General features: G+C 41.4%; 8 protein-coding genes, 1 tRNA gene and 1 rRNA gene. 6 read left to right on the top strand and 4 right to left on the bottom strand.

Annotation, left to right across the window (positions count from 1 at the left end):
- The first annotated feature begins 188 nt into the window (after window positions 1–188).
- Window positions 189–300, top strand: a 5S ribosomal RNA gene (gene rrf / locus LZG71_RS16760).
- Between the two features lie 1393 nt (window positions 301–1693).
- Here rrf and LZG71_RS16765 read toward each other — a convergent pair.
- Window positions 1694–1766: transfer RNA gene (locus tag LZG71_RS16765), tRNA-Met, on the bottom strand.
- Window positions 1767–1962: 196 nt separating this feature from the next.
- Between LZG71_RS16765 and LZG71_RS16770 the strand changes: the two genes are divergently transcribed.
- The 5 genes from LZG71_RS16770 to LZG71_RS16790 all read left to right on the top strand — a co-directional run bounded on the left by LZG71_RS16770 (window position 1963) and on the right by LZG71_RS16790 (window position 8203).
- Window positions 1963–3840, top strand: coding sequence for an LTA synthase family protein (locus tag LZG71_RS16770; protein WP_233822191.1), 1878 nt, complete (start codon window positions 1963–1965; stop codon window positions 3838–3840).
- 57 nt (window positions 3841–3897) lie between these two features.
- Window positions 3898–4821, top strand: a complete 924-nt coding sequence (gene era / locus LZG71_RS16775) for a GTPase Era (RefSeq protein ID WP_233822193.1) — start codon at window positions 3898–3900, stop codon at window positions 4819–4821.
- A gap of 64 nt (window positions 4822–4885) precedes the next feature.
- Entirely contained in the window at window positions 4886–6196 is a 1311-nt protein-coding gene (gene der / locus LZG71_RS16780) for a ribosome biogenesis GTPase Der (protein ID WP_233822195.1), read from the top strand.
- 314 nt (window positions 6197–6510) lie between these two features.
- Entirely contained in the window at window positions 6511–6912 is a 402-nt protein-coding gene (locus tag LZG71_RS16785) for a hypothetical protein (protein WP_233822197.1), read from the top strand.
- Between the two features lie 268 nt (window positions 6913–7180).
- Window positions 7181–8203 (top strand): alpha/beta hydrolase, encoded by a 1023-nt coding sequence (locus tag LZG71_RS16790; protein WP_233822199.1) that lies wholly within the window; start codon window positions 7181–7183, stop codon window positions 8201–8203.
- Here LZG71_RS16790 and LZG71_RS16795 read toward each other — a convergent pair.
- The 3 genes from LZG71_RS16795 to uvrA form a co-directional block, all read right to left on the bottom strand.
- Window positions 8200–9339 (bottom strand): acyltransferase, encoded by a 1140-nt coding sequence (locus LZG71_RS16795; RefSeq protein WP_233822201.1) that lies wholly within the window; start codon window positions 9337–9339, stop codon window positions 8200–8202. The genes LZG71_RS16790 and LZG71_RS16795 overlap by 4 nt on opposite strands.
- Before the next feature lie 147 nt (window positions 9340–9486).
- A complete protein-coding gene (locus LZG71_RS16800) occupies window positions 9487–10323 on the bottom strand; it encodes a fumarylacetoacetate hydrolase family protein (protein WP_233822203.1) in 837 nt (278 codons plus the stop codon).
- 186 nt (window positions 10324–10509) lie between these two features.
- Window positions 10510–13374, bottom strand: coding sequence for an excinuclease ABC subunit UvrA (uvrA, locus tag LZG71_RS16805; protein ID WP_233822204.1), 2865 nt, complete (start codon window positions 13372–13374; stop codon window positions 10510–10512).
- Between the last annotated feature and the right edge of the window lie 277 nt (window positions 13375–13651).

A 13651-nucleotide genomic window follows, 5' to 3' on the forward strand; every position in this document is an offset into this window, starting at 1 on the left:
TTACATAATATAAATTAACTCTTACTGATCTCTTCTACTTCCAATATGACATGAAATTCAATGTTGATCATTGAATCACTCAAAGATCTTGTTGGTGGCTATTGGCCTGGACGGTGCGACGATTCGCCGAGACGCGAAGTCTTCACCTGTTTCCATCCCAATGTCACAAATAAACCAACGAAAATCTTGTTGGTGGCTATTGGCCCGGTGTTCACCTCTTCCCATCCCGAACAGAGAAGTTAAGCCCGGAACCGCCGATGATACTTGGATCAAACCTGGTAAAGTAGGTAGCCGCCACAATACTATTACAAAAGCCTCACAGAAATGTGAGGCTTTTTGCGTTTAAGCCGGGCCACCTAGCCCGGAACCGCCGATGATACTTGGCCTGCGCGGCGCGGATCAAACCTGCGCGGATCAAACCTGGTAAAGTAGGCGGGACGCGCAGTCTAGCCGCCACAATACTATTACAAAAGCCTCACAGAAATGTGAGGCTTTTTTGCGTTTAAGCCGCGACGCGTAGGCCGGACCGCGCAGGCTATTGGCCTGGACGATTCGCCGATTCGCGAAGTCTTCACCTCTTCCTGTCGACCGCGACTCCGACCCGCATACTCCCTCAAGTCGTTAGTAAGCCCTATCCAGAACCGCTGATTTTACCGCATACAGGCCTGAGGACATTCTCTTGGACTAAGGCGCCGTCGTCCCCTGATCAACCTGGACGTTGCGGCCTGGTAAAATAGGTGGGACACGCTATCTTGTCGCTAGTACCATTCTTAAAGAGATTTTGAAATATTGTCTTTTTGTATTTCCTCTACCGAATAACCGAAAAACATTCTGATTGTATTGAATCATACCCATGTAATTGGATAAATCCGGCACTTTAAGTCTTGTCTTGCGTAATTTAAGTCACCTCCATACCTGACCCACTTCTACCTTGTTGTAAGAAATGCTGATTACAAGTAAAAACGTATATTGGTTAAGTTCGAATTGCCTTTAATACTAATATGCGGAGATTAACTTATTTCCAATGGTATATCATGTTTGGAAGGATTGTGTTCTTTAAGCTGTTTTAAATACAAATGACGTTTACTATTATGAGTCGCTATATCCATAGAATTATCTAACAGTTAAATGAACCACTGATGTAAATGAACCACTGATGGTTTTTGACAATTTAAACTTGCAATTAATACTGTGAGGGACAAAGCTTATTGAAAGAGAGCTCAAATTTGTGCTTTTCCCCGATTCCACAGGGAAAGGTTTAGAATGGTTCGATAAATGCCGTGTGCTTGAAATAACAACCGCTTACCGCCATTCTAATGAGTGATCTTCATTAGCGATTTAACAAAAGGAGTTGCTAACCAGATTGCCGGCAAAATTCAATTTGCATCACCATGGCTTGGTTTATATAAGTTAGGGGTTGAAGTGCAAGGTCAGGTGGGATTACTTAGTTCTTTTCTTCTTGCTGGTAGCATTTTCAATGGATAAACAGCAGTTCGCAAAAAATCGGATCTTATTAAGATTTGTACAATATATCAAAGCTAAAGAGTCGAGCATGTCATTATACAACGGGCTTCAATGATTAGAAAAGATCTTGTTGATTCAAAAATCATTTCTTGGTCCCGAAACCGATTCCGGATTGTCATTTAATACAAACGCAAAACGCCACCATCTTTCGATAGTGGCGTTTTCTTTGTAGCGGGAGCTGGACTCGAACCAGCGACCTTTGGGTTATGAGCCCAACGAGCTACCAACTGCTCCATCCCGCGGAGTCGTTGAATTGGAGTGCAAACATACAACAAATGTTTCATTAAAAACAACTATTTTTGTAAAAAAATTGAAAATTTTTCTCATCTCTACTATTTTTTCTGGCACCACCATATTTATCAAATGCGTCTTTTACCTGAGTTCTCCTCGATAGGGAGGAATATACATTTTGTTTTATTTTCCAGAATACTGTGCGTCATGACCTTGTTCATGGTTTGCCGTATTGTCTTTTATTGCTTAAATGCTTCCTATTTCCCCGGAATCACCATTTCTCATGCATTTCGTTTACTGGGTGGCGGAATAAGATTTGATATCGTGGCGGTGTTATACACCAATTTGCTGTACATCCTTTTAATGACAGCCCCCATTACGTTTAAATACAGGGATGGGTTTCAAAAATTCCTTGATTTTTTATTTGTGTTTACCAATAGTATTGCCTTGGCGGGGAACTGCATGGATTTCATTTACTATCGTTTCACCATTAAACGCACAACCTGGACTGTTCTCAAAGAATTCTCCAATGAAGACAACATGGGAAGCCTTTTTGGTGGTTTTGTACTCAGATACTGGTATGTAACAGTAATATGGATTTTGTTCGTATTCGTATTGGTGAAAGTGACGAAATATGTAAGGGCGGGTGCAAGGCCAAAATTACCTGTCTGGGCATTTTTTCTAGTCCATACGGCGGCTATGGGTGCCGTCATGCTGTTATTCATTGCAGGAGTCAGAGGAGGCTTTTTACATAGCACGAGACCAATTACATTGAGTAATGCGGGAGAATATGTTAATAAACCCAAGGAGATGTTCCTTGTGCTTAACACACCGTTCTGTATCTATAAAACGATCAGACGAAGTGATTACGAGCGTGTAAACTATTTTTCTAAGGAAGAAGCCGGACGAATATTCAGCCCGGTACATTTGCCGGATACAAGTCAAAAACCATTCAGGCCCAAAAACGTCGTAATTATAATCTGGGAGAGCTTTGGGAAGGAAATGGTTGGAGGTTATAACCACGGGCTGGAAAATGGCACCTATAAAGGATATACACCCTTTATTGATTCGCTCATGCAGCACAGCAAGGTTAATTGGTATTCTTTTGCCAATGGGGTTAAGTCCATAGAAGCGATTCCATCTATTTTAACAAGCATTCCGGGTATTAAGGAGCCATTTGTAACATTACGCTACACTGATAATAAATTGCCAAGTTTGCCGGTCATACTTCAGGAAAAGGGATACAATACATCTTTTTTCCATGGAGCCCCCAACGGTTCAATGGGTTTTAAAGCTTTTGTGAACCTTATTGGCGTCCAAAAATACTACGGCAAAACAGAATATGCCAATGATGCAGATTATGATGGCATTTGGGGAATATGGGATGAAGAGTTTTTACAATACTGGGCTACAAAAATGAATACATTTCAAGAGCCTTTTCTGAGTACACTGTTTACGGTTTCTTCACATGATCCTTACAAAGTACCGGAACGTTATAAAGGCAAATTTCCCAAAGGAACAATGCCGGTGAATGAATCCATGGGTTATTCGGACTATGCAATAAAGAAATTTTTCGAACGTGTCAAAACAATGCCCTGGTATCAAAATACGCTGTTTGTTATCACCGCTGACCATGCCACATTTGCACATTACCAGGAATATAAGAATTCCGTGGGGAACTTTTCTATCCCAATCTTGTTCTATGCTCCCGGCGATAGCTCAATAAATGGAGTGGATTCGACAACTCTGGTTCAGCAGATTGACATCATGCCGTCCGTTTTGGGTTACCTGAATTATGACAAACCGTTTTTTGCTTTTGGTAAAAATGTGTTCAAAAAGGCACCTTTGAACTTCGCAGTGAACTACGACGGAGGATATCAATGGTTTAATGGTCCCTATATATTGCAATTTGATGGACAGAAAACCGTAGGTTTGTATAATTATCAGAAAGATAAGCTATTAAAAAATAATTTGGCGGGTAAGATGCCTGCCATACAACAGCTCATGGAGGTGCAAGTGAAAGCTTTTGCCCAACAATATATTAACCGCATGCTTGACGACCAGCTTACGCTGGAAACAAAATAGTTTCGTTGTTTAACAATTTGCAATAACCCTTTATTCAACGAATTATAAAAAAATATTATGAGTGAAAATGTAGAAAATGCAGTTCCTTTCCGCAATCATCGTGCAGGATTTGTGAGCATAATAGGAAAACCTAATGTGGGTAAATCAACGCTGATGAATGTGTTGGTAGGTGAAAAAATGTCTATCATTACTTCAAAAGCTCAAACGACCCGTCACAGGATTATGGGTATTTTAAATGGGAAGCATGAAGACATTCCTTTTCAACTGGTGTATTCGGATACGCCTGGCGTTGTGAAACCCGCATATAAGTTGCACGATTCTATGATGACCTTCGTAAAAGGTTCTCTGGAGGATGCTGATGTTGTTTTGTTTGTTACCGAAGTAGGAGAGAAAGCCCCAAATCATGAGGTATTACCCCTTCTTGAAAGAACACAGTCACCGGTTATTCTGGTTCTGAATAAAATAGATATTTCCTCAGATGAAGAAGTGAAGAGGAAAATGGAAGAATGGGAAGCAGAGATTCAGCCAGCTGCTATTATCCCGATTTCTGCTTTGCACAATGCTAATATTCAAACCTTGTTTGATGCGGTGATCACAAGGCTTCCTTTCCACCCACCGTATTTTGACGGAGACGAACTAACCGATAAACCGGAGCGATTCTTTGCTTCCGAAATTGTGCGTGAGAAAATTTTTCTCAATTACCGTCAGGAGATTCCATACAGCTCGGAAGTAGTGATTTCAGAATTTAAGGAGCGCGACGACATGATCGTGATCCGGGCGGAAATTTTGGTGGAACGAAAAAGCCAAAAGGGTATAATTATTGGCGAAAAAGGGGAAATGCTTAAAAAGATAGGAACCCAGGCACGAGAAGATATGGAAGCATTCTTCGGGAAAAAGGTGTTTCTTGAACAATATGTAAAAGTAGAACCCGAATGGAGGAGCAACGAAAGAAAGCTGCGCCAGTTCGGATATGAAGAGTAAATAAATAAGTAGAACGGAGGAAAGGGGTTCCTTTCCGGATCAAATTTTTTTAAAGGCTATACAAATGGCAAACATAATATCGATTGTAGGACGCCCGAATGTTGGGAAATCTACACTTTTTAACAGACTTACTGAAAGCAGGAAGGCGATCATGGACAACCAGAGCGGTGTAACCCGTGACCGTCATTATGGATATGGTGAATGGACCGATCAGTATTTTACCGTAATTGATACAGGTGGATATGTAGTTGGTTCAGAAGATATTTTTGAAGGAGCAATCAGAGACCAGGTTGAACTGGCAATTGAAGAATCAACGGTAGTATTGTTTATGGTTGATACCATGACGGGACTAACCGATCTTGACAAAGACTTTGCAAACGTACTCCGCAAATTTAATAAACCGGTATACCTGGTTGCAAATAAGGCTGAAACGACTGAAAGATATCAGTCAGCGGCTGAATTCTATGAACTTGGAATAGCTGATGAAATTTATGCAATCTCGGCACAAACTGGTTTTGGTACAGGAGATTTGCTGGATGAGGTCATAAAACATTTCGAAACAGCAGGTGTGGAAGATCCGGAGGCGGGTATTCCTCGTATCGCTATCATGGGTCGTCCTAACGTTGGAAAATCTTCGTTCCTGAACGTTTTGACTGGTACAGACAGAAGTATCGTAACAGACATTGCCGGTACAACACGCGACGCAATCCATACCCATTACAAGGCGTTCGGAATGGAATTCATTCTTACGGATACAGCCGGACTCCGTCGTAAATCACGTGTAAATGAGGACATAGAGTATTATTCCACACTCCGGTCTGTGAAGGCTATGGAAGAATCGGACGTTTGTATCGTACTTCTTGATGCCACATTGGGTTTGGAAGGGCAGGATCTTACCATTATCGGATTGGCAGATAAAGCTAAAAAGGGGATTGTGATCATGGTCAATAAATGGGATTTAATAGAAAAGGATTCCAAAACTGCCGACGCATTTAAGAAGAGTTTGCTCGACAGGCTTGCTCCTATGAATTATATGCCGATCATTTTTGCTTCTGTGGTTGAAAAACAACGGATTCACCAGGTGATGGAAAAGGCAATGGAGGTTTATCAGAACAAAACGAAGAAAATTTCTACTTCGAAACTCAACGACGTGATGCAGAAAGAGATTGAAAAATATCCTCCTCCTGCGGATCGTGGCAAGTATATCAACATTAAATACATGATACAGCTGCCGACACCTTCACCAACTTTTGTGTTTTTTAGCAGCAATCCTAAAAATGTGAAAGATCCTTATCTGCGCTATCTCGAAAACAGAATGCGTGAGAATTTCGATTTTTCAGGTGTTCCGATTACAATTTTCTTTAGGGAGAAGTAATACATATTTTAAGTTTTATCAAAAAAGCACCGATGGATCTTTCTGTCGGTGCTTTTTTGGTTCGTCCTTAATTTTGTACGGTTCACACATCATAAGTGACGCTTTGGTATAAATAATTTTTTTGATGCAACCTTTCCTTCTAATTTTCCATCTGTTAACCAATTGACAGGTAGCGAAAAGAAAAAATATAAAAATTGTTAAAAACAAGGTACTATGTATTGCAAGATACCAGATAAAACATATATATTTGTATCGTTAATTAGTTACAACAACTTTCAAAAGGGGAATATCTAAAAGACATAAAAGCCATAGCCATGAAAACCATCAAACTCCTTACACTTTTAGTTCTGTTCAGCATTCAGGCCGGAGCCACCGGTTATTCCCACAACATGTTTGTGGCGCACAAAAAATTGCAAGCCGGTAAAGAACGTAACGTAGTTCGGGAACACGACGTGGTAACACGGAAGACGAGCCCTGTTAAGGTGCAGATTAAGGTTTCTGCAAAGGCAGAGGGATCTATAACGAAACAGATCAGCGATAAATTTTCGAAGGCTGTAACCTTAAATCAGCGAATCGTTGAGCAGGGGCCATCTTCACTGTTTGTTTCTGACGACGAGGAAGAAGAGGCAGGAAATACAATTGTTTCCAGGCTGGTTGGCTTAGTAAAAGGAATGGTTTTCGCATTTGTTGGATCAACCTCATTGGGTAAAGCCTGAACAAGTCGGGATGTAAATATATTGGGGAAGCAGGGTTTTTGCCCTGCTTTTTCTATTTTATACGAGTGAAACTAACGATATTTACGGTCTTACAGAAGTAGTTAGTCTGTAAGATTTTTGTTATTTTACATTTGTTAATACTTCTTGCGACGGAGACGAAATGGTACAAAAGAAATGGACGAACATTTTTATCTTACTCTTAGCAGTTCTTTTTTCCAGTTGTCATTCAGAACTCAGGCCTAAAGAGACTGATAAGGAAACAGAAGTTGTGGATTCCTTAATTGCCGAGCCCGGTAGCGATACTACCTTTATTCCCATCGATACCAGTATTATCCGAAATACGGATTCTACCTTGTTCCACTCTATTCGGTTTGATGAATCTAACATTTACACGGAAAGTCAGATTCATGTGGAAAATGGACAATATTGGAGAGCAAATGATTACATCGGCCGGCCAATAGATCTTGGATATACATTTCAGGCGCCTGCAAATGACACCATGAAAGCCAGACCCTTCGTTATTTTGCTTCATGAGGGAGCTTTCTTGTTTGGAAGCCGAAAAAATGAGGAAGGCAAGGCCAGACTCTTGGCCCGGAAAGGATATGCCACTGCTACGATTGATTATAGAATAGGTTTTAATGGTGGAAGAGAAGGGTTTGCTTGTGAGAGCAATAGCCGCGAGCTTTATCAGGCCATTTATCGTGGCGTTCAGGACATTTATGTTGCTTTACGTTACTTCATGGATAACTCCGTAAAATTCGGTATTGACCCAAGGAATGTAGTTATAGGTGGTAGTAGTGCGGGAGGCATAGCAGCATCAGCATTTTTGTATATGGACGAAGCTGATTTTGAAAAGTTGAGTCCAGGTATCGTGAAAACATTAGGAAGGTTGGATACGTATCCGAATCATACCGGATTTAAAATAAGAGCTTTACTGACAAGCCTGGGATTTGCAATAATACAGAGCGATTACATTACCAGTAATAACGCAATACCAACTGTGTTCTTTCAAAGAACAGGTGATGATGTTCTTGCATATGAAAAAGGAAAATTGTTTTTCTGCAATGACTATTTTTTTACTGAGGGTGCAAAAAATACCTCTACCCGACTTGAAACCCTTCATAAGCCGTATGAGCTTAATTATGAACCGAAAGCTGGTCATCAATTAAGCTATAATGAGGATTATGTGGTAAACCGGTACGCCAAGTTTGTCAATCGAATTTGGGGCGGAGACCGGCGGCAGATAGTTAATGAGAACTATAACAATATCCGGAACAAGATTTTAAATTAACTGGTCCGGCTGGGCGATTTTCTCTGGTCTGGTAAAAGAAGATTTTTTACATAATTTGAGAATTCGAGTTCCAGGTATTTATGTGAGATCACGGAGCAAATGATTGTCATAGACATTGTCAGGAAAAACATGGCACTACCTGCTCCATACAGCGGGTAGCCAACCCTTTGAAAGATCGTTTCGATCAGCAGCTTAACGGGTAAATGTAGAAGGTAGATAGAGAATGAAATATCTCCCAGGCGGACAAGCCACTGGGGAAATTGGATGACTTTGCTGCTGGAATAGAATAAGACTGCAAGAAATAATAATCCGGAACCTACGCCCCACTGCAAAGGACCTTGCCCACCAAAAAAGCCGGATAAGTACTGCCACACTACAATTATTGTGACCGTACTCACTAAGGTGAGCGAAGAAAATATGCGGGATAGATAGCGATTGGAAAGAGGTGTGATAAAAAGCAGGCCGATAACAACGCCATAAACAAAATTCCAGATGATCGGATTAGTGATCATGTTGATATAGTGGTTGCCAAAATTGAAGTGTCTAGTTGGATCAGTTGTAAAATGTCCTGCCAGCTGGGGAATCACCACTAATGTGATAATTACCAAAAGGAAAAATACAACCCACCTGTATTTTGTAAAAAGCAGTGAAATTCCGACAAGGAAGTAAAAATAAATTTCATAATTGAGACTCCATCCGACTGAAAGAGTAGCATATCCATAAAATGGCGGATTATCATTAGTCAAAGGAATAAAGAGAATGCTGCGGATGATCTGACTCGCTTGATAACCAATTTGATAGCGGTAAGTTAAAAAGGCATACAACAGGGTAATTAAAACATAGGTTGGCCAGATCCTGACAAAACGTTTTATCAGAAATTGAAATACATCTTTCGGGCCAAAGGTTTTATGACTGGTGATATATACCATGATGAAGCCACTAATTACAAAAAACAGATTTACTCCGGCAGCCCCACTATTAAAGAAGAAATCCAGCGTTTGTGAGAATGCGGGAATATCTGTGGCCAAGTATTTCAGATGATATACAGCCACAATGACGGCAGCAATACCTCTAAGTACCTGAATGCTATCAATTTTAGAATTTTTTGCAGAGGCTGTCCTGTTATTGCTCTCCATTATGACACCCTGGTAAATTGCGTATTTGCTAAAAAAAATTTGGAACCCCTGCCATAAATTTATGAAGAGGTTCCAAAAGTAATGAACAATCAGCAAACAGCCGTACTAATGTATAATCTGTATACGTTTCAGGGTATAGGTAATTAGTTACCCGACAACATTTGTCAGTGTTCCAATTGGTTCAATGGTAATATGAACAATATCATCTTTTTGAAGCGTAAAGTCTGATGGAGGAATGATTCCTGTGCCCGTCATGAGATAACATCCTTGTGGAAAGGATAATTCTCTGAAAAGGTAGCTAAGCAATTCCGTAGGATTTCTTTTCATTTGAGACAATGTAATCTCGCCGTTGAAGACCTCTTCCCCACCTCGAACTATCGAAAGGTCAATGATGGTATCTGCCGGCAGCGGTTCTGCCGGAACGTATAAGCATGGACCAAGTGCAGTACTGCCTGTGTAAGATTTCGCCTGTGGTAAGTATAGTGGATTTTCACCTTCAATGCTTCGTGAACTCATATCGTTACCGATAGTGTATCCCACGAGTGTTCCAGATGTGGTAGCAAATAATGTTAACTCTGGTTCTGGAACATCCCAGGCAGAGTCCCTGCGGATTCGAACCGTTCCATGGTTGCCGATAACCCGCCATGCGGTCGATTTGAAAAATAGCTCCGGACGCTCGGCATCATACACGCGGTCATAAAAACTTCCTCCACCTGCTTTTTCCGATTCTTCCATGCGCGCCGTACGACTGCGGAAATATGTAACGCCGGCGGCCCACACCTCCTGCGATCCGATGGGTGCCAAAATCTGCGGAAACGCGAGATCTTCCGTAAAAGTGATAGGAATGAGATTCTCTGTCTGGAGTTCCAGCCATGCATACAGGTCGTCACGGTTAACGACTTCGTCCCAATCAGTTTCGTGTAAACGATAGAAGACATCTTCCTTGTCCAGTATGATACCTTGCGCGGTTCTGAATAATTTCATAAGAATTAAAGTTTACTTGCAGATTGCTTTCCAAGCATTTATGTAGTTGGATAAGCCTTCAATTGATCTGCTTTACTTATTTGGTACCTTGTTTTCTATTATTTAGGCTATGACGATAAGCGTAAAAATTAACAAAAATGTATCCTGTCGAGAGTTAGTCAGCACGCGCTCAGGCCGGGATCATTTTCAAAGCTTTTCCTTCAAAAAATCCGCAGTGTAATTGCCTTCCAGTTTAACCATATCCTCAGGTGTTCCTGAAAACGACAAAAACCCGCCCGAATCTCCGCCTTCCGGCCCAAGATCAAGTATCCAGTCAGCGCATTTAATCACTTCCATGTTGTGTTCAATAATGATCACGCTATCTCCCTGGTCAACAAGTGCATTGATGGCTTTAAGAAGCTTTTTGATATCATGAAAATGAAGGCCGGTAGTGGGTTCGTCAAAGATGAAAAGTGTTTTGCCTTTATGAGAAGAACCTTTCCCCAGAAATGAAGCAAGTTTTACACGTTGCGCTTCACCACCAGACAACGTATTTGAAGACTGTCCCAAGCCGACGTAACCCAGTCCAACTTCCTGTAATGGCATCAGTTTGTCGGCCAGTTTGGGTTCCGACTCCCGGAAGAATGCGATAGCCTCGTCGACGGTCATATCCAGAATTTCAGCAACATCTTTGCCTTTGTACTGAACTTCCTGAATTTCCTGTTTGAAACGTTTACCATTACAACCCTCGCACTTGAGGTAAATGTCTGCCATAAACTGCATTTCAACCTTTACCTGACCTTCTCCCTGGCAAATTTCGCAGCGCCCGCCATCCACATTGAATGAGAAATGTGATGGTTTGTATCCGCGGGATTTGGAAAGCGGCAGATCCGACATCATCTGGCGTATGTGATCATAAGCTTTGATGTAGGTTACAGGGTTGGATCGTGACGACTTCCCAATTGGGTTCTGATCAATCATTTCAATCGCCTCAATGCGGTCGACGCTGCCTGACAGTTCATCAAATCGTCCCACTTCTTCACTAAACTCACCTTTTAGGCGCATGAGTGCAGGATAAAGTATTTTTCTGATCAAAGTAGATTTCCCGGAACCACTCACACCGGTAACCACGGTGAGGTTATTTAAAGGGATCCTTACGTCAACGTCCTTGAGATTATTTTCTCTTGCTCCTTTGATATCAAGAAAATGCAGCGATTTTCTGCGCACCGGAGGTACCGGAATGGTATCATCTCCCAGCAAAAAGTTCAGTGTATGTGATTTCATTTCAGCATCATTGGCAGCAAAGGAAGGATCATTTTTCCAATTGCGGATATCATCCCAATTCCCCTGAAATACAACATGACCGCCACCTGTGCCTGCCTCAGGACCAATGTCGATGATCTGATCCGCAGCGTGCATTACTTCTTCCTCATGCTCTACAACAATCACAGTGTTTCCCAAGTCACGAAGCGATTCCAAAACACCAACAAGTCGTTGCGTATCGCGTGGATGCAATCCAATACTCGGTTCGTCCAGGATATACATAGAACCAACAAGCGCACTTCCAAGAGATGTAGCTAGTTTGATTCTCTGAAATTCACCACCAGACAATGAATTTGTCAACCGGTTTAAAGTCAGATATCCCAGACCGACACGATTCATGTAGTCTAGTCGTGTCTCTATTTCGGTGAGAATACGGCGCGATATCTGGCGGTCGTGTTCATTGATTTCTATTGATTTAAAAAATTTCAGTACTTCCTGAATTGGCATCAAGACCAGATCAGTAATGGACGCTCCCGCCACTTTTACGTAAGATGCATCTTTTCTCAATCTGGATCCGCGGCAATCCGGGCAGGTAGTGCGTCCCCGGAAACGGGATAACATAACACGGTACTGGATTTTATGGGTTTGTGTTTCAAGCTCGCTAATGAAGCTGTTTATTCCCTGGAAATATTCATTACCAACCCAAAGAAGCTCCTTTTGTTCATTGGTCAGATCTTTATAAGGACGGTGAATCGGGAAATCGAATTTTGCGGCATTACGAACAAGCGGCACCTGCCATTCACTCATTTTCTCTGTACGCCATGGAGCAATAGCACCGTCATAGATTGACAGATTTTTGTCAGGAATAACCAGATCAGGATCTATTCCCAGAATTTTACCGAAACCTTCACAACGCTTACATGCACCAAAAGGATTATTGAAACTGAAAAGATTAACTGTCGGCTCTTCAAACGTGATGCCATCCAGTTCAAACTTATCGGAAAATTCTTTTCTTTCTCCATTCACAACCTGCACAATACACAGCCCTTCTCCTTCAAAAAACGCGGTTTGTACAGAGTCTGAAAGGCGATATTGTGTGTCTTCATCATCATGTTTTACGGCAGCGCGGTCTATCAAAATAAAGATCTGATTCCCTGCCTGGCTGTAAGTTTCCGCATTTTCTACAACCTCTTCAATATTGGCAACTTCGCCATTAATGATAATCCGGTTATAACCTTTTGATAAAAGTATAGACAGCTCCTCTGCCTGAGTGCGTCCTTCGCGGATAAGCAACGGCGCAAGAATGAGAACGCGTTCACCTTCATCATGGCCAAGCATAAAGTTGACTACGTCCGTTACCGAATCCTTTTTAACCAACTCTCCTGATACGGGTGAAAAAGTATGACCTATTCGTGCAAAAAGCAGTTTGAGGTAATCATATATTTCAGTCGAGGTACCAACAGTAGATCGTGGATTTCGGGTATTTACCTTCTGTTCAATCGCAATAGCCGGCGAAATTCCCTTGATGTATTCCACCTCCGGTTTTTCCATTCGTCCCAGAAACTGGCGCGCGTAGCTGCTCAAACTTTCTACATACATTCTTTGTCCTTCGGCAAACAGTGTATCGAAAGCAAGCGAGGACTTTCCAGAACCCGAAAGTCCGGTGATTACCACCAGTTTGTTTCTTGGAATGGCAACGTCAACGCTTTTGAGGTTATTTACTCTGGCACCTTTGATAAGAATATACTTCCGGGGATCAAGTTCATCAAATTGGGCAGCTTCAATCCGCGGCACTGGTAATTGGATCATAAAATCAGATAAATATTGGGGTGATGTTAATAGAACCCCGATCTTAGAGTAAACCTAAAATTCGTGTATTTAGTTTTGGTTTGCAAACCTGAAAATGGCACAACCAACCTGCACAGACCAGAAACCAACTTTTCAATCGATTTTCGTGCAAGTAAATTATTTAAAGCAACGGTTTATTAGGAATAAACAAGTCTTTTCAAATAAATTGAAATTGTATGTAAATATTGAGTGCTTTTATACTTAAAAATTAATACCAGCAAAGTCTTACAACCAAGTT

The sequence above is a fragment of the Dyadobacter sp. CY312 genome (assembly GCF_021390535.1).
Classification (GTDB): domain Bacteria; phylum Bacteroidota; class Bacteroidia; order Cytophagales; family Spirosomataceae; genus Dyadobacter.

Coding starts and splice junctions, on each gene's coding strand:
- LZG71_RS16795 (WP_233822201.1), bottom strand. CDS start 9,339: ATGGAGAGCAATAACAGGACAGCCTCTGCAAAAAATTCTAAAATTGAT.
- era (WP_233822193.1), top strand. CDS start 3,898: ATGAGTGAAAATGTAGAAAATGCAGTTCCTTTCCGCAATCATCGTGCA.
- LZG71_RS16800 (WP_233822203.1), bottom strand. CDS start 10,323: ATGAAATTATTCAGAACCGCGCAAGGTATCATACTGGACAAGGAAGAT.
- der (WP_233822195.1), top strand. CDS start 4,886: ATGGCAAACATAATATCGATTGTAGGACGCCCGAATGTTGGGAAATCT.
- LZG71_RS16785 (WP_233822197.1), top strand. CDS start 6,511: ATGAAAACCATCAAACTCCTTACACTTTTAGTTCTGTTCAGCATTCAG.
- LZG71_RS16770 (WP_233822191.1), top strand. CDS start 1,963: ATGACCTTGTTCATGGTTTGCCGTATTGTCTTTTATTGCTTAAATGCT.
- uvrA (WP_233822204.1), bottom strand. CDS start 13,374: ATGATCCAATTACCAGTGCCGCGGATTGAAGCTGCCCAATTTGATGAA.